Genomic DNA, 19,463 nt, shown 5'->3' on the forward strand with positions numbered 1-19,463 from the left:
CCTGCGATATGTTCAGGTGGAACCGGCGGCCAATCTGACCTCAATGCGGCGATGCGCCAAGAGATATCTGGCCGACGCGCCCTGTTTCTTGCCCCGTTCCGTGGACAGGCAACCGCCTGTGCAGGGTGAGTTTTTTGACCGGCCGTCTTTTATGTCCTGAAACGGCGATGTAGTGTCGCGGCATGAAGTGGAACCTGCCCAATATCCTGACCGTGCTACGCCTGTTGGCAGCACCCGGTCTCGCCGTAATGTTTCTTTATTTTTCTCGTCCTCTCGCCGATTGGTTCGCCTTGATCCTGTTTCTGTCGGCCGCCATCACCGATTGGTTCGATGGGTATCTGGCGCGGGCGTGGAAACAGGAAACCAAGATGGGTGCCATGCTGGACCCGATCGCTGACAAGGCGATGGTCGTGATCGCATTGATGATCCTTGTGGGCTATTCGGCCGAGCACTGGACGCCGTGGCTGGTTCTGCCTGCGACTGTGATCCTGTTCCGCGAGGTTTTCGTCTCGGGCCTGCGCGAATACCTCGGTGACGTGGCCGGGACGCTGAAAGTAACCATGCTGGCCAAGTGGAAAACGACCGCGCAAATGGTGGCGATTGCCGTTCTGTTTTCTCAGGGGATATTCGAGCACCATTTCGTTATGTCGACCTTTGGTATGGATCCCGCGACCATTGATCAGGTGTTGACCGGTCAGGTCGACGACGCAAACAATATCCGCTGGCATCTAGAGGGCATGTTCTGGTCGGGACGGATCGGTTTGTGGCTCTTGTGGCTCGCAGCGACCCTGACATTGATCACGGGCTATGACTACCTACGTAAAGCCATGCCCCATCTGAAGGAGAGCTAAGCGATGGACGTTCTGTATTTCGCCTGGGTGCGTGAACGTATCGGCCTGCCAAAAGAACGGGTCGAGACCGAAGCCGCGACTGTATCCGATCTGGTGGCCGAACTCAGCGCGCGCGAAGATCGCTATGCCGCCGCCTTTGCTGACCTGTCCGCGTTGCGCGTTGCGCTTGATCAAGAGCTGTCGGACTTTGACGCGCCGCTCGCCGGGGTTCGTGAAGTCGCGTTCTTCCCGCCCATGACCGGCGGCTGATCCATGCGTATCGTGGTTCAGGAACAGGCGTTCGATCTGGGGGCCGAAGCCAACGCCTTTGCCGACAGCGGTGCTGCAAACGGGGCGATTGTGACCTTTACCGGTGTTGTGCGTGATCTGGCTTCGGGCGATCTGGATGTCATGGAGATCGAACACTATCCCGGCATGACCGAACGTGCTCTGACCGAAATTGCGGAACAGGCAATGCAGCGTTGGTCACTGGGTGATGTGTTGGTAATTCATCGCCACGGGCGGCTGGCTCCGGGTGATCGGATCATGATGGTGGCGACGGCTGCGCGGCACCGCAAGGATGCGTTCGAGGCAGCGGAATTCCTGATGGACTACCTGAAATCCCGCGCGCCGTTCTGGAAAAAGGAAATCACCGCATCCGGTGCCGAGTGGGTGGCCGCCAAGGACGAGGATGAAGACGCGCTGACCCGGTGGTAACTCAGTCCGCGTTGTTGATCCGTCCTCGAAGTTCTTCAGCCTCCTGACGTGCAGCGCGCAGGCCGTCCATCGCCGCGGACAGCTCTGCCTCGGCTTGCGTCAGTTGATTGGTCAGTTCCGCCTCACGCTGCTGCAGGTAGGTGATCGCCTGATCGCGGGTTTCTTCGGCTTCGTGCAATTCCTGGCTCATGCGGTCCAGATCGGCCACATCGCTTTGGCGCACACGGGACAGGCGGTGGGCTAGCCAGTTGGCGAACCAGCCCATGCAGAAAGCCGCGAACAGGATGACGGCGGTGGCGATGATGAATTCGATTCTGTTCAACTTACTGTTCCTCTGCGCCGGTTTCTTCGGCCTCTGGCTGCGCGTCTTCTGAGTTGCCCGTCGTGGCTTCCATCGCTTCAAGCCCGGTTTCGGAATTGGCGACGGGTTCGGGCCGGATCAGACGAAACTCGATCCGGCGGTTTTCCTCGCGGCCTTCTTCGGTGCCGTTATCTGCGATGGGCTGGGTTTCGCCATAGCCCACGGCCGAGTAACTGCCGGTTGGAATCCGGCGCCCGCGCAATTCGTTCAGGATGGATTGCGCCCGCGCCTGGCTGAGTTGCTGGTTCATCTCTTCTCGGCCCTGACTGTCGGTATGGCCCTGGATCTCCATCCTGATGGGTCCGCATTCGCGCAGGATGTTGGCGATCTGGTTCACTGTATCGCGCGAGTCCGAAGCAACCGTCGCCGAGCCCGGCTCGAAAGCGATCTTGGTTTTCGCCTGCACTTCTGCAATTCGGTCCTCACATTCTTCGGGGTCCGGCAGAGTGTCTTCCGGCTCGGGCGGTGCCTGATAGGTGATGGACAGAGTGTATTCCTGAGCGTCGCCCAGCTTGTCGGACAGCAAACCTGCGATACGCGCTTTGGCGTCCGGGTCCTGGCTGATCCCGCTGAGAATCAAGTCATCGGGCGTTACCGTAAGCGCGCCGTTGTGTAGATGGGACAAGGCTTCGAGTCCGACCAGAACGCGCACTGGCCAGTCTGCGGGCAAGTCGGGTGCAATCCGTGCAGCGGTGTAAACCTGTTCCGTCCCAAATGCAGCCTTCGCATAGCTGTCGACCATGTCGCGCACGGCGTCGTCACCGAGGCGTCCACGCATCTGCACCAGCCCCTCGGGGCTGCGGGTGGCGGAAAACTCAGGCGGGCCGGTCGGCGCGTCCTCGCTTGGTTCCGGCAGCACCGCATGCAGCGCGAACACATCAGGTAGACCGTTTTCCAGTTCGCCTACGACGCGGTCGAACAGCGCGGGGTCAGTGCCTTCAGCGGCGACCAGCGTGATGTCGGCGTCTGAAATCGTCACCGATCCTTGCCCGATATCTGCAAGTGCGCGAATGCTGAGTGATGCGGCCTCGGGCCAGCGCGGAGACGGAACCCCCAACCCGATCGTGCAGGAATACGGGCCGGAAAGACCCGCGCCCTGCGCAGCGGCCACGATGGCGTCGCGCGCGTCTTCGTCCTGTGCCGAGCACGCGTCAAACGTGCCGCCGGTTTCATCAATCAAGTAGCGCAAGGTGAAAGGGGTGATCACCGGTCTTGGGGCAGAGATCGACAGGCCGATGCGCAGGCTGGGCGGCGCCGCGCGGGTCAGGTTCTGTTCAAGGTTTTCCTTTTCCTGCTGGCTGTCGGCAATCGCCGTGATCTTGACCAGACCGGGGCTGGCCGAAATCTTGGCGCGGGGCAGTTTGGAAAGTGCCTCAACGGCATAATCCAGCGCCTCCTCCCAGCCTTTTGGCTTGGGGTAATCCGCTGTTTCCATCAGGTCCGAAACTTTGCCGCCGTCCAGTTTGCGCAGCTTGGCCATCAGCGCGTTGCGGTCCTGGCTTGCCGGGATCAGGCCGATAACCGAAATGCCGCTGTCGTTGCGCAGAATTTCCGCCGAGAACCGCGGCGGCGCCAATTGGCCTGTCGCTTCAACCTGCATTTCATCAATGACACGCGACGTATCAACCTCGGTTCCGGCGGCGGTCAGCGCGTTAAAGCGTGTGGCCTCGTCCACTGCGGTTCCGGTCAGGACGACACGTAGACCATCGGATTCAACCTCAGCCCAGTCGTGACCTTTCAGGTCGAGCGCCCGGCGAACTGCGAATTCGGACGCTTCTTCGACCTTTGTGACTGCGAAACTGGCCGCCAGCAGGGACAAACCGGCCGACACGAGGAAAATCAGGGCTGCAGCGATGAAATAAGGCAGGCGCATGTGCGGGCAATCGACTCCTCGGGTGATTGAGCGCCACTCTTACAGAGGCCTGCGCCGAGGTGCAATCAGACCAGCAACGCGACGCAGAGAAAGATCAGCGGAATAAGGCCGGTGTCCCGATTGGCGCGGAAAAGCTGCAGCAGCTTCGCGTTGTCTTCGGTATCCAGCCCACGCAACTGCCATGCCATGTGCCAACCCATCGCCCAAGGGCCGGCCAGTGCTACAAACAGCGCCAGGATCGAAGCCTGTGTTGTTGCCGCGTCGATGATCGCAAGGCCCATAAGCGAGACTGTCGCAACAAGAAAGTATTTCAGCCACTTCGCCGTATCTTCCCCGAACAGCCGAGCGGTGGATTTGATGCCGATTAGCTCATCATCTTCGGCGTCCTGATGGGCATAGATCGTGTCATAGAACAGCGTCCATGCGATACCTGCCAGATACAGGGTGATCGCGGGTACTCCGACCGTTCCGGTATGTGCGGCCCAAGCCAGAAGGATGCCCCAGTTGAACGCAAGGCCCAGAAACACCTGCGGCCACCAAGTGAACCGCTTGGCGAAAGGGTAGATTGTCACAGGCAGCAGAGAGAGCACGCCCATCGCAATCGCGGCTTGGTTGAAGGTCAGCAGAATCATCAACGCCAGAAGGCATTGCAGCGCCATCCAGACCGTTGCCTGCCGCACACTGACCTGACCCGAAGGGATCGGCCGCGACCGGGTGCGCTCGACCTGAGCATCGAATTCGCGGTCGGTAATGTCGTTCCATGTGCAGCCCGCCCCGCGCATAAGGAACGCGCCGATGGCGCATCCGGCCGCGATCCACAGGTCTTCCCAGCGCGGATTTCCGTCGCTCAGGATCGCCAGCGCCAGCCCCCACCAACAGGGAATCAGCAAAAGCCACGTGCCGATGGGCCGGTCTGCGCGTGAAAGGCGCAGATAGGGGCGGGTGAATGCGGGCGCATATGTATCGACCCAGTTGCCGGATACCGCATCAGCGACCTGACCGTCTGGTGTTGGCGCGTTGCCTTGCATATGTAACGTCTCATGAGTGCAAAGATCAGATTGTATGTAGAGCACCCTTTGGGTCCAGGGCAATCCGTTGATTTGACGCGCGAGCAGGCACATTATCTGTTTGGCGTCATGCGTCTGACCGTGGGCGGCCACGTGGCGCTGTTCAACGGTCAGGACGGAGAGTGGCTGGCCGAGGTCGCGCAGGCCGGAAAGCGCGGCGGGGTGCTAAGCTGTGTTGAACAGACCAAGCCCCTGCAATTGCCGCCTGATCTGTGGCTGCTTTTCGCTCCGATCAAAAAGGCGCGCACCGACTTCATCGTTGAAAAAGCGGCTGAGATGGGGGCGGCGCGCATCCTGCCCGTGCAGACTGAATTCACCAATTCCGAACGCATCCGGCAGGACCGCCTGCAGGCCCACGCCGTCGAAGCCGCCGAGCAATGCGGCGGCACCTACGTGCCCGAAGTCAGCGACCTCCAGCGTCTGGATCGTGTACTGGAAGCATGGCCTGACGGTCGCCAGTTGATGTTCTGTGATGAGGCCGAGGTGGGATCGGCCCTGCGTCTGGCTGCGAACGAAAAGGATCAGCCCTGGGCCATCCTCATCGGACCCGAGGGCGGGTTTTCAGACCGGGAACGCGCGCGCCTGTCAGGGTTGCCTTTTGCGCATGTGGTCAGTCTGGGCCCGCGCATCCTACGGGCGGATACGGCGGCGGTTGCTGCCCTGACCATGTGGCAGCAGGCGTTAGGGGATTGGACGTGACGTGGCAGCAGGCGCGGCAAGGGGACGTGCCAAAGATCGACCGGTTTCTGTCGGAACATATTCAGACGTCGATGTTTCCTCTGGCCAATTTACGAGATTTCGGTTTGCGAGGGCGTGACCCGCGCGCGGTGAATGTCTGGACATTGGGCGATGGACCGCGTGCCATTCTTGCCATCACAAACGAGGGCATGGTGCTGCCGCAATGCCCTGATTGCAGCGATGCCGAGCTTGCGGAAGCGATACAGTTGATCCGGGGCCGCGCGTTATTCGGTCTGGCGGCCGAAGCGACGCAGGCCCGTCGGTTCATGCATTTGGCGGGGTGGGAAGACCGGCCCGCGACGCTGAACAGTGACGAACCGGGTTTCACTCTGGATCTGAACCAGATTGTCGTGCCTGATACATCCGGCGCCGCGCTGGTGCCGCTGGGCGATCTGGATCGTGAAATTGCCGAAGGCTGGCGCCAGAGCTACCTGACCGAAGCGATGGATTTCGACGCGGACCGCGCGCGAAGCCAGTCAAAGAAAGACATTGCAGCCTATGTCGAACGCGATTCTCATCGGGCTTTGCTGGTTTCCGGTCAGCCTGTGGGAATGACGGGGTTTAACGCACGACTGCCCGAAGCGGTACAAATCGGCGGTGTCTACACCCCGCCTGCCTTGCGTGGACGCGGCTATGCGAAACTGGCTGTTGCGCTGCATTTGCTTGAGGCTCGGGCGGCGGGTGTGACCCGCGCTGTTCTGTTTGCGGCTTCCGATTCCGCCGCGCGTGCTTATATCGCAATCGGATTTAAAACCGCAGGTCAGTATTCCTTGATCCTGTTCAAAAACCCAAAGGACCCGGCATGAGTTTCATCCGACCCGAAGCCAAACTGACCCTGTGGCGCTGGCGCGAGGTGTTGGCGGCCGGAGTGGTTCTATTGGTTGGGCTTAGCTGGATCAGTGGCCCCGGAGGTCTGCTGGGCTGGCTGGGATGGGTGTTGGTGATCGTTGCCGCAGCGTTGACGGTGGTCGGAATTCAGCGGGCCCGGTTCAGAACCGGGGCGGGCGGGCCGGGCGTTGTCACAATCGACGAGGGGCAGATAACCTATCTTGGCCCGTTGGATGGTGGCATCGTTGCGGCACGTGAGATCGAACGGCTGGCGCTGGACCCGACCTCGAACCCCGCGCATTGGGTTCTGGATCAGCCGGGTCAGCCAACGCTTCACATTCCTGTGAATGCAGAAGGGGCCGAGGCGTTGTTCGACGTTTTCTCGGCTTTGCCGGGGCTTAAAACCGAAGCAATGCTGGCGGAACTGAACAGCGGTGGTGTGCATCCGGTGGTCATATGGGAGCGCAACCCGATGCGCCCGCCACATCTGCGGCTGCATTGACACTGGCGGCATTTCCCCCCACGACTGACCCAAAGACAGACACATCAGGATCGGAGAGCGGTTCATGTCCATCCCCCAGTCCGGCGGCGGGCCGATCGAACGCCACGAGCAACTTGCCGAATATCTGGAATCGGGCTGCAAGCCCAAATCAGATTGGCGCATCGGGACCGAGCATGAAAAGTTCGGTTATTGCAAGGACACGCTGAAGCCGTTGCCGTTCGAGGGTAAGCGCTCGATCGTGGCTGTGTTGGAAGGTCTGCGCGACCGCCACGGCTGGGGCGAGGTGCGCGAAGGCGACAAGCTGATCGGTCTGGAAAAGGACGGCGCGAATGTCAGTCTGGAACCCGGTGGGGCGCTGGAATTGTCGGGTGCTCCGCTCGAGACGATCCACGAAACCTGCGATGAGGTGAACACGCACCTGCGTGAGGTGAAAGATATCGCGGATGAGATCGGCGTGGGTTTCATCGGTCTGGGCGCGGCTCCGATCTGGACCCATGACGAGATGCCGCTGATGCCCAAGGGCCGCTATCGCCTGATGAACGACTATATGGAGAAAGTCGGCACCATGGGCCGCGCCATGATGCGGCGCACCTGCACGGTTCAGGTCAATATCGACTTTGGGTCCGAGGCCGACATGGTGCAGAAACTGCGCGTGGCGCTGGCGTTGCAGCCGGTAGCGACAGCGCTGTTCGCCAATTCTCCGTTCTTCGAGGGCAAGGTGAACGGCCAGAAAAGCTGGCGCAGCTATATCTGGCGGCATCTGGACGATGCGCGGACGGGCATGCTGCCGTTTGTGTTTGAGGATGGTTTCGGGTTCGAGCGTTATGTGCAATATGCGCTCGATGTGCCGATGTATTTTGTCTATCGCGACGGGCAGTATATCGACGCGCTGGGCATGTCCTTCCGTGATTTTCTGCAAGGCAAACTGCCTGCGTTGCCCGGCGAAACGCCGACCCTGTCCGATTGGGCCGACCACCTAACCACCGCTTTCCCCGAAGCGCGGATCAAGAAGTTCATGGAGATGCGCGGCGCGGATGGCGGCCCGTGGCGTCGCCTGTGCGCGCTGCCCGCCTTCTGGGTGGGGCTGACCTATGATCAGGGCGCGCTGGATGCCGCGTGGGATCTGGTTAAAGGCTGGGACGCGGAAACGCGCGAAGCGCTGCGCGTCGAGGCCGCCAAAGACGGTCTGCAGGCACAGGTCGGCAACATCAATATGCATGACCTTGCGCGCGAAGTTGTTGCGATCGCCGAGTCCGGCCTGAAGTCCCGCGCCCTGCCCGGCGCAGGTGGGTTGGTCCCCGATGAGACGCATTTTCTGAACGCCCTGAAGGACAGCATCGAAACGGGCAAGGTTCCCGCCGATGAGTTGTTGGATCACTACAACGGCGACTGGAACGGCGATCTGACGCGCATTTTTCCGGAATACAGCTACTAACCGGTGAGCCGCAGTTTAAGATATGGTTTGCCGATATTGGTGTCTTGGCTTGAAAGCCGTCACAGGCCAAAGAATAATGTAATCAAGGTCCCGTATTCCGAGAGCGATTGATGGCGCGCATAAGCGAACTGCACTACTCCAACGCCTACGCAGCAACCTCTGGTACTAGCGAGTTTCTGGAGGTGTCGCTTCGCCCTGGTGAAGACCCGGCGGATTACACTGTCTCTTTTTATCAGGCCAATGGGCAGGTCGGGATCGAGATTCCACTGGATGATCCAAATATTCAGGTCTCCATCGACCCCGATAACAACGAACGGGTCTATGTTATCTCGGCGGATGATTTTCCGATCCTTCTGACGGACCCCGACGGGGGTGGACCAGACAACTACGAAGCCTATGCGCTGACCAACACCGCAACGAGCGAGGTTGTCGATTTTTACGATATTGGCGGCGGCACCCAGAACATCGTAGCGCAGGATGGATTGGCGGCGGGCGAAACGTCGGTAAACCTGCCGGTGCTGGTGGGGCCAAGCCGGACCTCGACGACAATACAGTTCAACCAGCCCGACCCTGATACGCTTGTGTATGAGGCCGTGAACCCCGGCGACAGCGGCGTGGCCTGCTTCACGGCTGGTACGATGCTGGATTCTCCGGATGGTCCGCGCCGGATCGAAACCCTGAAACCCGGCGACTGGGTGACGACATTCGATCATGGTGAACAACAGGTGCGTTGGATCGGGCACCGCACTGTTTCGGGGCAGGGGCGGTTTGCGCCGATCCGGATCAGCGCCGGAACGCTGGGCGCAGAGGTCGATGTTCTGGTGTCACCGCAGCATCGCCTTTTGATTTGTGGCTGGCAGGCAGAGCTGATGTTCGGAGAAGACGAGGTTCTGGTTCCAGCCAGATCGCTGGTCAATGGCGAGACCGTGACCCAAGCGCCGTGCGACATTGTCCACTACGTTCACCTGCTATTCGATCGCCATCAGTTGGTGACAACGGCAGGCTTGGTGTCCGAGAGCTTTTTTCCGGGCCAGGAAGGGCTGGACGGGCTTGCGCCGGAAACGGCGGAAGAACTTTTTGCGCTTTTCCCTGATCTGCGCCGATGCCCTGACGCCTATGGCGTTGCCGCGCGGCCGATCCGTCAGGGCAAAACCGTGGCATTGTTGCGCTCTGCCTGATTGCGCGGCTGTCCCCCTCTTGCTTTCGCGGTCTGCTGTGATAGCAGGTCCAGAACATCAGTCAGGGGCCAGGTTCAGGAAGCGTCATGGACGATCTTAAGGCAAAATATCTGGGGCAAATCGCCGATGCGGGCGACGAGAACGCGCTTGAGGCGATCCGCGTCGCGGCCGTGGGCAAAAAAGGCGAGGTCGCGCTAAAGATGCGCGAGCTGGGCAAAATGACGCCCGAGGAACGTCAGGTCGCAGGTCCCGCGCTGAATGCTCTGAAGGACGAGATCAACTCGGCCCTGTCCGCAAAAAAGGCGGCTTTGGCCGATGCCGCGCTGGATGAGCGTCTGCGGACCGAGTGGCTGGACGTGACCCTTCCGACCCGCGCGCGCCGTCAGGGTTCGATCCACCCGGTCAGTCAGGCGACCGAGGAACTGACCGCGATCTTTGCCGAGCTGGGCTTTTCGGTGGCCGAAGGGCCGCGCATTGAAGACGACTGGTACAATTTCGACGCGCTGAACATTCCCGGCCACCACCCCGCACGGGCCGAGATGGACACGTTCTACATGCACCGCGCCGAGGGCGATGATCGCCCGCCGCATGTGCTGCGGACGCACACGTCTCCGGTACAAATCCGGTCGATGGAGCTGCAAGGCGCGCCGATCCGCGTCATCTGTCCGGGCGGTGTCTACCGCGCCGATTATGACCAGACCCACACGCCGATGTTCCATCAGGTCGAAGGGCTGGCCATCGACAAGGACATCTCGATGGCGAACCTGAAATGGGTTCTGGAAGAGTTCGTGAAGGCGTTCTTCGAGGTCGACGATGTTGAACTGCGCTTCCGCGCCTCGCACTTCCCCTTCACCGAGCCGTCGGCCGAGGTCGATATCCGCTGCTCGTGGGATAACGGCCAGCTAAAGATTGGTGAGGGCGACGACTGGATGGAGATTCTGGGTTCTGGCATGGTCCACCCCAAGGTGATCGCCGCCGGTGGGATTGATCCCGAGGTCTATCAGGGCTTTGCGTTCGGGATCGGCATCGACCGTCTGGCGATGCTGAAATACGGTATCCCTGACCTGCGGGCGTTCTTTGACAGCGACCTGCGCTGGCTGCGGCACTACGGGTTTGCAGCGCTGGATATGCCGAACCTGCATGGTGGTTTGTCTCGGTGAGACTGCAGAAATTTGCACTTGTTTTGATTGGCGTGGTGTTCCCTGCGCCTCTCTTTGCGCAATATTACTATTGTGATAGGCCCGACCGGCCACATTTACCTTCAGGCCACTATGAAGAGCATTCGGAAATGGAAAGTGCTCAAGATGACGTGCAGAGGTATCTTCGGGATATGTCCGACTATTTGGAGTGCTTAGAGAACGAGCACGATGACGCGATTTTTGAAGCGGAGCGTTTGCAGAGTGATTGGGATATTGCCGTGCAAAACTACAACTACCGTTAGTTGATCGGGAAAAGGTTTGGGTTTCTGCGCGCGGAATATAGGCCGATAGCGCGGCGTGTTACAGGTTCCCACAGGGTTGTGACGTGACACCCCGCCTCAAGTGACTAGGCTCTGGCCTATGATCTATCGACTGCTTTTCCTCTTGATGACTGCAACCCCGGCGCTCGCCATGGGGCCGTGGAAATCCGATTGCCACGGCGATACTGCCTGTGAGGTCGGGGACCGCTCGTATCATGTGCTGGAACCGGATGGTTGGGATGGGGAAAGCCCTCTGCCGGTGCTGCTGCATTTTCACGGATGGTCGCGGCAGGGCACCGTGGTGGTGAACCATGAACGGATCGCGGGGGCCACGAAGCTGCGGGGCGTGTTGCTGGTGGCTCCGAACGGCTTGGGCAAAAGCTGGAACTTCTGGTCGGCGGATACCGGGGATGTCCCCTTTGCCGATCGGGTTCTAGAGGATGTGGCCAATCGCTATCCGGTCGACCCGGACCGCATCTATGTCTCGGGGTATTCCTATGGCGGCGCGATGGCGTGGCGTTTTGTGTGTCAGTCGGGCAATGACATGGCGGCGCTGCTGGCTGTTGCCGGCTCAATCCGCCAGACGGAAACCTGCCCCGAAGCCCCGCGTGAGGTGCGGCATGTGCATGGCTTGGACGATACGGTGATGGATTTCCCGCTCGGCCCCGGTGGTGACACGACCTATCCGGTGGCGCTGTGGCGGGAAAAGTACAACTGCAACGGCGCGACCCCGCGCGGGGATTGGAGCGTGAAGCCGTTCCTGACGCTCAGCCGCACGGAATGGACCGATTGCGCGCGGGGGCAGGTGGTGCTGGACACCCATCCGGGCGGCCATTTCATCCCGCATGGCTGGCTTGGCTGGCAATTGGACGAGCTTTTGGGCCGCACCCCCACCTATCCGTAACGCGCAGCGCTTGCACCTTGGCGCAATCTTTGCCATTGCCTGTGCCAAACGGATGTTTGCCCAAGAAAGCCCGCTGCAATGAAATTCACTCTGTCCTGGCTGAAAGACCACCTCGATACGGATGCGTCGGTTGATGAGATCGCCGAGGCGCTGACCGACCTTGGCCTTGAGGTCGAAGAGATCGTGAACCCGGCGGACCGGCTGGCGGGATTCACGCTGGGTCATGTAAAGCACGCCGAGAAACACCCCGACGCCGACAAACTGCGCGTCTGCACGGTAGAAACCGATGAGGGCGATCTGCAGATCATCTGCGGTGCCCCCAACGCGCGCGAAGGAATCACGGTCGTGGTCTGCAAGCCGGGCATGTATATCCCCGGTCTGGATATCACCATCAGCGTCGGCAAGATCCGCGGCGTCGAAAGCTTTGGCATGATGGCGTCTGAGCGCGAGCTGGAGCTGTCGGAAGAACATGACGGCATAATCGAGCTGCCCTCGGGCGAGGTCGGTGACAAGTTCGTGGACTGGCTGGCCGAGAATGAGCCGTCCAAGGTTGATCCGATGATCGAGATTGCGATCACGCCGAACCGTCCCGATGCGCTGGGCGTGGCAGGGATCGCGCGCGATCTGGCTGCGCGGGGTGTAGGGACGCTAAGGCGGCGTGACTACGCGCCTGTGCCCGGCGACTTTGAAAGCCCGATCAAGGTGACGATTGACGAAGACACGCTGGACGGCGCGCCGCATTTCACCGGCCGGGTGATCCGCGGGGTCAAAAACGGCCCAAGCCCGCAGTGGTTGCAGGATCAGTTGAAGGCGATTGGTCTGCGGCCTATTTCGGCTCTGGTGGATATCACCAACTATATGACCTTTGACCAGAACCGCCCGCTGCATGTTTTTGACGCCGACAAGGTACAAGGCAACCTGCGCGTTCACCGTGCCAAAGGTGGTGAAAAACTGGTGGCGCTGGACGAAAAAGAATACACGCTGCAACCCGGCATGATGGTGATTTCGGACGACAAAGGCCCCGAATCCATCGCCGGTATCATGGGTGGCGAGGAAACTGGTTGCACCGAGGAGACCGTGAATGTCTTCCTCGAAAGCGCTTTCTGGGATCATGTGCAGATCGCGCTGACCGGTCGCGCGCTCAAGATCAACTCGGACGCGCGGTATCGGTTCGAGCGTGGCGTTGATCCGGACTACACCCGTGAAGGGCTGGAGCAGGCCACGCAGATGATTCTGGATATTTGCGGGGGCGAGGTCTCGTCCGTTGTCGAAGCCGGCAAAGCACCGAACCATGCGCGGGCCTACAAGCTGGATGCGGCACGGGTGCAGTCGCTGGTCGGGATGGATATTCCCGAAAGCGAGCAGCGCCAGACCCTGACCCGTCTCGGTTTCCGTCTGGAAGGCGAGATGGCCCATGTCCCCAGTTGGCGCCCCGACATCATGGGTGAGGCCGATCTGGTGGAAGAGGTCGCGCGGATCGCGTCCCTGACCAAGCTGAAGGGCAAACCGCTGCCGCGTATCACGGACGGTATCCCGAAACCTGTGATGACGCCCACGCAGCGCCGTCAATCCATGGCGCGTCGTACCTGCGCGGCCTTGGGGTATAATGAGTGCGTGTCCTACACGTTCATTGATCAGGCGTCGGCCGCGCTGTTCGGTGGCGGTGATGAGGCGACCCAGTTGGAAAACCCGATCTCCTCGGAAATGAGCCATATGCGCCCCGATCTTCTGCCCGGTCTGTTGCAGGCTGCGGCGCGCAATCAGGCGCGCGGGTACGCGGATGTGGCCCTGTTCGAGGTTGGCCCTGTCTTCCATGATGGCGAGCCGGGCGATCAGAAAACGCAGATTTCCGGCTTGCTGGTTGGTCGCGACGGACCAAAGGATGTGCACTGCGCATCACGCCCCGTCGATCTGTTCGACGTCAAAGCAGACGTCGAGGCTGTGCTTGCGGCCATTGGTGCGCCCGCCAAGGTTCAGATTCTGCGCGACGGTGATGCGTGGTGGCATCCGGGCCGTCACGGTAAAATCTGTCTGGGTCCGAAAAAGGTGCTGGGCGTGTTTGGCGAACTGCACCCGCGTATCCTGCAGTCGATGGATATCAAAGGCCCGGCGATGGCCTTTACCATCTGGCCGGACGAGGTGCCTCTGCCCCGCAAATCCGGCGCAACCCGAGCCGCGCTGGAACTGCGTGACCTGCAAGCGGTCGAGCGGGATTTTGCCTTTGTCGTGGACGAAACCGTCGAGGCGCTGACCTTGGTCAATGCGGCCGCAGGTGCGGACAAGGCGCTGATCGAAGATGTCCGCGTCTTTGACGAATTCATCGGCGGCAGCGTCGGAGAGGGCAAGAAATCCCTCGCGATCACCGTTCGCCTTCAGCCAACGGACAAGACGCTCAAGGAAGAAGATATCGAGGCGGCCGCCCAGAAGATTATCGCCAAGGTCACCAAGGCGACCGGCGGGACGCTGCGCGGCTAAGCCTGTTTGCAATCGAGATTCGAGGCGCGCCTTCGGGCGCGCCCATCAGCAAGGAGAGTTCCATGAGCCTGAGCGTTTACCTGTCCGGAGAGATTCACACCGACTGGCGTGAGCAGATCATCGAGGGCGCACAAGGGTTGGATATTACGTTCAACAGCCCCGTGACGGATCACGATTCCAGCGACGATTGCGGAGTGGCCATTCTGGGCGCCGAGCCGAACAAATACTGGCACGACCATAAGGGCGCGATGGTAAACGCCATTCGTACCCGCAAGGGAATTGCGGATGCTGACGTTGTCGTCGTGCGGTTTGGCGAGAAATACAAACAGTGGAACGCAGCGTTCGACGCAGGCTATGCGGCGGCTCTGGGCAAGTCCCTGATCGTATTGCACGGTCCCGATCACCAGCACGCCCTGAAAGAGGTGGACGCCGCTGCGCTGGCCGTCGCCGGGCAGCCCGCGCAAGTTGTTGACGTGCTGCGATACGTTTTGACGGGCAAACTTCCCGGCTAAGAGTGCGGGGTGAGGCGCGACCTCACCCCACCCGGTTTACTCTGTCGCCGGAATACGCAGGCCGCGCTGTACGGCGGGTCGTGCAAAGAACCGATCGACATAGGGTTGAAGGTTCGCGAAATCGTTCCACCCCACGATTTCCTTGACGCCGTAATAGTCCAGACCGCGCAGCCAGGGAACGATGGCAATATCGGCGATTGAGTACTCTCCGGCGATCCAATCCTGACCGTTGAGCTGAGTGTTCAGGACGTTCAGCAACCGCTTCGCTTCGGCGATGTACCGTTCGCGGGGGCGGGGGTCTTCGATCTCTTTCCCGGCGAATTTGTGGAAATAGCCCAACTGTCCGAACATCGGTCCCAGACCGCCCATCTGGAACATCAGCCACTGGGTGACACGATGTTTGTCGGCAGGCGTTGATCCCAGTAGCTTGCCGCTTTTTTCGGCCAGATACAGCAGAATCGCACCGCTTTCAAAAAGCGCCAGCGGTTCCCCGTCCGGGCCATTGGGGTCGATGATCGCGGGGATCTTGTTGTTGGGGTTCAGCGAAAGGAACTCGGGGCTTTTGACGTCCTTGTCGGCCAGCGTGACCAGATGCGGCTCATAGGGCAGGCCCGTCTCTTCCAGCATGATCGAGGCTTTGACACCGTTGGGCGTCGGGTAGGAATAAAGTTGGATCTTTTCGGGGCTGCTGGCAGGCCAGCGGGCTGTAATCGGGTGCGAGGTGGTATCCAGCATGGTTGGTTCCTTTCAGACGGTCTGGAACAGGTAAGCACGGTTAGGCGATCCTTCCAGTGGTGAGGGTGTGCATGTCCGGTCAGCGGCTGTGTATTCTGGAACAACGGGGAAAAGGGTTGCATCTCACACCTAGACCGAAGCCCAGTTATCGCTCAGACTTCCGCAATCCCGCACTGCGGTTGCGGGTCAGGAGTAACTCGGAAAGGAGAAGCGCGTGGATGAGGTCGTGACTCAGGTGGGTGCGTTTGCCCCCCTAATCGTGAACGCAGTGAAAGCACTGATTGTTCTGATCCTTGGGTGGATCGTGGCCGGAGCGATCAGCGGTATGGTCCGCCGCCGGATCAATGCAACGCCGAACATAGATCAGACGCTTGGGAATTTTGTAGCCAGCCTTGTGAAATGGGCGATACTGGCCATGGTTCTGGTCGCCGTGCTGGGCATCTTCGGTATCCAGGCGACAAGTATCGTCGCTATTCTGGGTGCAGCATCGCTTGCCATCGGTTTGGCGCTTCAGGGAACGCTGAGCGATCTTGCCGCCGGGGTGATGCTGGTGGTGTTCCGCCCCTACAAGCTGGGTCAGTATGTCGACATTGGCGGGACGTCGGGGACCGTGAAAGACCTGAACCTCTTTACGACCGAGCTTGTGACGCCTGACAACGTGCAGATCATCGTCCCCAATGGTCAGTCCTGGGGGTCGATTATCTCGAACTATTCAGCGCATGATACCCGGCGTGTCGACTTGGTGTTTGGGATCGACTATGGCGACAGCGCGGATGAGGCGATGAAGATCATCCTGAGTGTCGCACAGGCGGACAGCCGTATTCTGAGCGATCCCGAGCCTTGGGTGCGCGTAACCAATCTGGGCGACAGCTCGGTCGATCTGACCGCACGGTTGTGGTGTGCAAATGCCGATTACTGGGACGTAAAGTTCGAGTTGACCAAAGCGATCAAGGAAGCGTTCGATGCCAAGGGTGTCTCGATTCCGTATCCGCATTCCGTGGAGATCCACAAACAGGCGTAAGTGCTCCCGCCCGTCGGTCGGGCATTGAAATGCCCTCCTCCGGTTGGGCCCGGCGCCGCGCCTTCGGCGCGGCGTTGATACTTTTGAAAGACTGGCTCGACAAACCCGACCGCGCTGCGCCTTCGGCGCAGCGCTTGGCCCAACGCTGTAAACGCCCTCGGCAGAGGGCGCTTTCAGGGGCGGGAGGGTTCAGGACTTGATCACCACATTTGGCGATACGACGTCGATTCCCAGCGCCTTGCCGACCGCGTAGTAGGTCAATTGACCAGCATGGACATTCAGCCCGGCCAGCAGATGCGGGTCATCCTGACAGGCCTGTTTCCAACCCTTGTCGGCCAGCGCCAACAGGAAGGGCATCGTCGCGTTCCCCAAAGCGATCGTCGAAGTCCGTGCAACCGCGCCGGGCATGTTGGCCACGCAGTAGTGCATGATGCCATCGACCTCGTAGATCGGCTCGGCGTGGGTCGTGGCTTTCGAGGTCTCGAAACATCCGCCCTGGTCAATGGCGACATCTACCAAAACCGCGCCGGGTTTCATCGTGGATAGCTGCTCGCGCGTTACCAGTTTTGGCGCAGCGGCCCCGGGGATCAGCACCGCACCGATCACCATGTCTGCGGTCTGAATCAGTTCAGCCGTGGCGCCAGCCGTCGAGTATTGGTTCTTGAACCTGTTCCCGAATACATCGTCGAGGTAACGCAAACGCGGCAGAGAGCGGTCCAGCACGGTGACATCCGCGCCCATGCCCGCGGCGATCTGAGCGGCGTGAGTCCCCACGACACCTCCGCCGATGACGACAACTTTCGCAGGCCCAACACCGGGAACGCCGCCCATCAGCACACCGCGCCCGCCATTGGCCTTTTGGAGGGTCCAAGAACCGACTTGCGGCGCAAGGCGACCCGCGACCTCGGACATCGGTGCCAGCAGAGGCAGCCCGCCGTTGGAGTCGGTCACGGTTTCGTAAGCAATCGCCGTACACCCCGAAGCAAGCAGGTCGTGCGTCTGATCCGGATCGGGGGCAAGGTGCAGGTAGGTAAACAGCAACTGACCTTCGCGCAGCATTTTGCGCTCGACTGCCTGCGGTTCTTTCACTTTGACGATCATGTCCGCCGTGGCAAAAACCTCGGCCGCTGTTTCGACGATCGTTGCTCCGGCCGCAATGTAGTCTGCGTTTTCAAACCCCGAGCCGTGGCCCGCTCCGGTTTCGATAAGCACCTCATGACCTCTGGCAACGGCTTCTTGCGCGGCGTTGGGTGTCATGCCGACGCGGAACTCTTGCGGCTTGATTTCCTTGGGGCAACCGATTTTCATTTGGCCTCTCCGTTCATAAACTGCCTAAATTATGTGCGAAATTGGGTGCAATTTCTGTGAAACTCTGCCTGCACTTCGGCTTTTTTTCGGGAAAATCTTCGGTAAGATGCCATAAATCTGCAAAAGGATTGCACCAATGAGCCTCGACACGACTGATCGAAAGATTCTGGCCGCCTTGCAGAAAAACGGCAGGATGTCCAATGCCGAACTGTCCGAACAGGTAAATCTTTCACCCTCGGCGTGTCATAGGCGCGTGCAGAGGCTGGAAGCTGATGGATACATACGTGACTATGTCGCGCTTTTGGACGCGCGAAAGATGAAGGTCCCAACGACGGTTTTTGTCGAGATCACGCTGCAAGGTCAGGCCGAAGAGGTTCTGGATGCTTTTGAAAAGGCCGTTGCGCGGATACCGGATGTTCTTGAATGCCATCTCATGGCGGGAACAGCGGACTATATTCTGAAGGTCGTGGCCGAAAACACCGAGGATTTTGCCCGTATCCACCGCCAATACCTGTCGCGTCTGCCGGGGGTGGCGCAGATGCAAAGCTCGTTCGCGCTGCGGACTGTATTCAAGACCACAGCTTTGCCAGTCTAGCTCAAGCCGGAGCGGGATAGGTAAAGAAGGCCAGATGCGCCGCGTTGAATGCGAAGTGCATCAGGGTGGGCACCCAGAGCCGACCGGTCGCATAATACCCAAGCCCGCAAGCTGCCCCAAGGATCGAGGCGAACGTAACCAGCGCCAGTCCTCCCGGAAAGTGGACCAACCCAAACAGCAGGCTTGCGGCGGCGACACCAAGCGCGGCACCTGCTTTGGATGTGATCAAGGACTGTAAATAGCCGCGAAAAAACGCCTCTTCTGTCAGGCAGGTCAGGAACAGGTTGAACAGCGCAAAGCTGAACCACCAATGAGGGAGGCCGAACTCTGGTTTGACGGCCCCGGCGAACAGGCCAATCACGAACAAAAGAGGCAACAGCAGTAGACCGAAGGCCAAAGGCAGTCCGCGGATTTGGCTCAATCCGTCGTTCATTGTGGGCCAGGCCAGAAGCACCGCGAAAAGCACCAAGGGTTTGTCCAGGTTTAGGTACATACTGAACTCTGTGCTTTCCGGTCCGGCGTGAACCTGATCCAGAATCAGAAGATTGTGGAACCCCGGTATCAGGTGCGCGCCCAGGGCCACGGCCCAAAGGACCATTGCGGTATGTCCAAGACAGACCGCCGGTCCGGATAGGTGGCGTAGGATCGCCGCACCGCCAATCCCCGCGATTGCCACGCAAACCGCCAAGGGAGTCACAAGCCCAAGCACCAATGCCGCCGCGCCGAAAACGGCCAGTAGAGCCCTGGCCAAAGACCATTGTCCTGACACAACACTAATCTGTGCTGCAATCAGGATGAACCACGGCCAGATAATCGGCAAAAGGGAAATAAAGTGCGCCACTGCATTCTCGGATTTTTGACAGGGGCATTGATGCCGTCAGAAACTGCGCAAAGGCAAGAAGGTGAGGGGTGAAGATGTTTCAAC

Annotated in this window: 21 protein-coding genes; 15 read left to right on the forward strand and 6 right to left on the reverse strand. The window is 60.0% G+C overall.

Features of this window, described 5'->3' with window-relative positions; translation table 11 throughout:
• Nucleotides 1–182 precede the first annotated feature (182 nt).
• Genes pgsA through ACR0B7_RS13015 form a run of 3 tightly spaced genes read left to right on the forward strand, consistent with a single transcriptional unit; the run spans nucleotide 183 to nucleotide 1,547 of the window.
• Nucleotides 183–851, forward strand: a complete 669-nt coding sequence (pgsA, locus tag ACR0B7_RS13005) for a CDP-diacylglycerol--glycerol-3-phosphate 3-phosphatidyltransferase (RefSeq protein WP_170485196.1) — start codon at nucleotides 183–185, stop codon at nucleotides 849–851.
• 3 nt (nucleotides 852–854) lie between these two features.
• Nucleotides 855–1,100, forward strand: a complete 246-nt coding sequence (gene moaD, locus ACR0B7_RS13010; protein ID WP_142635267.1) for a molybdopterin converting factor subunit 1 — start codon at nucleotides 855–857, stop codon at nucleotides 1,098–1,100.
• Between the two features lie 3 nt (nucleotides 1,101–1,103).
• On the forward strand, nucleotides 1,104–1,547 hold the full coding sequence (locus tag ACR0B7_RS13015; protein ID WP_170485194.1) for a molybdopterin synthase catalytic subunit: 444 nt from the start codon (nucleotides 1,104–1,106) through the stop codon (nucleotides 1,545–1,547).
• 1 nt (nucleotide 1,548) lies between these two features.
• Here the strand turns inward: ACR0B7_RS13015 and ACR0B7_RS13020 are convergent, their stop codons facing one another.
• The 3 genes from ACR0B7_RS13020 to ubiA all read right to left on the reverse strand — a co-directional run bounded on the left by ACR0B7_RS13020 (nucleotide 1,549) and on the right by ubiA (nucleotide 4,809).
• Nucleotides 1,549–1,869 (reverse strand): hypothetical protein, encoded by a 321-nt coding sequence (locus tag ACR0B7_RS13020; RefSeq protein ID WP_170387322.1) that lies wholly within the window; start codon nucleotides 1,867–1,869, stop codon nucleotides 1,549–1,551.
• A 1-nt stretch (nucleotide 1,870) separates the two neighbouring features.
• A complete protein-coding gene (locus ACR0B7_RS13025) occupies nucleotides 1,871–3,781 on the reverse strand; it encodes an OmpA family protein (protein WP_170576802.1) in 1,911 nt (636 codons plus the stop codon).
• A 65-nt stretch (nucleotides 3,782–3,846) separates the two neighbouring features.
• The gene (gene ubiA / locus ACR0B7_RS13030) at nucleotides 3,847–4,809 is read right to left on the reverse strand and encodes a 4-hydroxybenzoate octaprenyltransferase (protein ID WP_170570678.1); all 963 of its coding nucleotides are present in this window, start codon (nucleotides 4,807–4,809) and stop codon (nucleotides 3,847–3,849) included.
• Nucleotides 4,810–4,821: 12 nt separating this feature from the next.
• On the opposite strand from ubiA, the gene ACR0B7_RS13035 reads away from it, so the two are divergent.
• The 10 genes from ACR0B7_RS13035 to ACR0B7_RS13080 all read left to right on the forward strand — a co-directional run bounded on the left by ACR0B7_RS13035 (nucleotide 4,822) and on the right by ACR0B7_RS13080 (nucleotide 14,879).
• Nucleotides 4,822–5,547 carry a 16S rRNA (uracil(1498)-N(3))-methyltransferase gene (locus ACR0B7_RS13035; RefSeq protein ID WP_170485188.1) on the forward strand — a complete coding sequence of 242 codons (726 nt, stop codon included), beginning with the start codon at nucleotides 4,822–4,824 and terminating at the stop codon, nucleotides 5,545–5,547.
• Nucleotides 5,544–6,392: a GNAT family N-acetyltransferase gene (locus ACR0B7_RS13040; protein ID WP_480681660.1), complete on the forward strand. Its 849-nt coding sequence runs from the start codon at nucleotides 5,544–5,546 to the stop codon at nucleotides 6,390–6,392. The genes ACR0B7_RS13035 and ACR0B7_RS13040 overlap by 4 nt, the downstream gene beginning before the upstream one ends.
• Nucleotides 6,389–6,916 (forward strand): hypothetical protein, encoded by a 528-nt coding sequence (locus tag ACR0B7_RS13045; protein ID WP_170387332.1) that lies wholly within the window; start codon nucleotides 6,389–6,391, stop codon nucleotides 6,914–6,916. Before ACR0B7_RS13040 ends, ACR0B7_RS13045 begins: the two co-directional genes overlap by 4 nt.
• 64 nt (nucleotides 6,917–6,980) lie before the next feature.
• Nucleotides 6,981–8,351: a glutamate--cysteine ligase gene (locus ACR0B7_RS13050; protein WP_170387334.1), complete on the forward strand. Its 1,371-nt coding sequence runs from the start codon at nucleotides 6,981–6,983 to the stop codon at nucleotides 8,349–8,351.
• 110 nt (nucleotides 8,352–8,461) lie between these two features.
• A complete protein-coding gene (locus ACR0B7_RS13055; protein WP_170387336.1) occupies nucleotides 8,462–9,529 on the forward strand; it encodes a Hint domain-containing protein in 1,068 nt (355 codons plus the stop codon).
• Nucleotides 9,530–9,615: 86 nt separating this feature from the next.
• Nucleotides 9,616–10,689: a phenylalanine--tRNA ligase subunit alpha gene (pheS, locus tag ACR0B7_RS13060; RefSeq protein ID WP_170387338.1), complete on the forward strand. Its 1,074-nt coding sequence runs from the start codon at nucleotides 9,616–9,618 to the stop codon at nucleotides 10,687–10,689.
• On the forward strand, nucleotides 10,686–10,970 hold the full coding sequence (locus ACR0B7_RS13065; protein ID WP_170485186.1) for a hypothetical protein: 285 nt from the start codon (nucleotides 10,686–10,688) through the stop codon (nucleotides 10,968–10,970). Before pheS ends, ACR0B7_RS13065 begins: the two co-directional genes overlap by 4 nt.
• A 118-nt stretch (nucleotides 10,971–11,088) precedes the next feature.
• Entirely contained in the window at nucleotides 11,089–11,892 is an 804-nt protein-coding gene (locus tag ACR0B7_RS13070) for a prolyl oligopeptidase family serine peptidase (protein WP_170570680.1), read from the forward strand.
• 78 nt (nucleotides 11,893–11,970) lie between these two features.
• The gene (gene pheT, locus ACR0B7_RS13075) at nucleotides 11,971–14,367 is read left to right on the forward strand and encodes a phenylalanine--tRNA ligase subunit beta (protein ID WP_170485182.1); all 2,397 of its coding nucleotides are present in this window, start codon (nucleotides 11,971–11,973) and stop codon (nucleotides 14,365–14,367) included.
• A gap of 62 nt (nucleotides 14,368–14,429) precedes the next feature.
• The gene (locus ACR0B7_RS13080; RefSeq protein ID WP_170485180.1) at nucleotides 14,430–14,879 is read left to right on the forward strand and encodes a YtoQ family protein; all 450 of its coding nucleotides are present in this window, start codon (nucleotides 14,430–14,432) and stop codon (nucleotides 14,877–14,879) included.
• Nucleotides 14,880–14,915: 36 nt separating this feature from the next.
• On the opposite strand, the gene ACR0B7_RS13085 is transcribed toward ACR0B7_RS13080, so the two are convergent.
• On the reverse strand, nucleotides 14,916–15,614 hold the full coding sequence (locus ACR0B7_RS13085) for a glutathione S-transferase N-terminal domain-containing protein (protein WP_170576803.1): 699 nt from the start codon (nucleotides 15,612–15,614) through the stop codon (nucleotides 14,916–14,918).
• A gap of 214 nt (nucleotides 15,615–15,828) precedes the next feature.
• Between ACR0B7_RS13085 and ACR0B7_RS13090 the strand changes: the two genes are divergently transcribed.
• Nucleotides 15,829–16,635 carry a mechanosensitive ion channel domain-containing protein gene (locus ACR0B7_RS13090; RefSeq protein WP_170387350.1) on the forward strand — a complete coding sequence of 269 codons (807 nt, stop codon included), beginning with the start codon at nucleotides 15,829–15,831 and terminating at the stop codon, nucleotides 16,633–16,635.
• A 189-nt stretch (nucleotides 16,636–16,824) separates the two neighbouring features.
• Here the strand turns inward: ACR0B7_RS13090 and ald are convergent, their stop codons facing one another.
• Nucleotides 16,825–17,943 (reverse strand): alanine dehydrogenase, encoded by a 1,119-nt coding sequence (ald, locus tag ACR0B7_RS13095; protein WP_170485176.1) that lies wholly within the window; start codon nucleotides 17,941–17,943, stop codon nucleotides 16,825–16,827.
• A gap of 136 nt (nucleotides 17,944–18,079) precedes the next feature.
• On the opposite strand from ald, the gene ACR0B7_RS13100 reads away from it, so the two are divergent.
• A complete protein-coding gene (locus ACR0B7_RS13100) occupies nucleotides 18,080–18,538 on the forward strand; it encodes an Lrp/AsnC family transcriptional regulator (RefSeq protein ID WP_170387354.1) in 459 nt (152 codons plus the stop codon).
• Nucleotide 18,539: 1 nt separating this feature from the next.
• Here the strand turns inward: ACR0B7_RS13100 and ACR0B7_RS13105 are convergent, their stop codons facing one another.
• Nucleotides 18,540–19,289: a CPBP family intramembrane glutamic endopeptidase gene (locus ACR0B7_RS13105; protein ID WP_170576805.1), complete on the reverse strand. Its 750-nt coding sequence runs from the start codon at nucleotides 19,287–19,289 to the stop codon at nucleotides 18,540–18,542.
• Nucleotides 19,290–19,463 lie beyond the last annotated feature (174 nt).

The organism is Ruegeria sp. BB6, assembly GCF_056539385.1.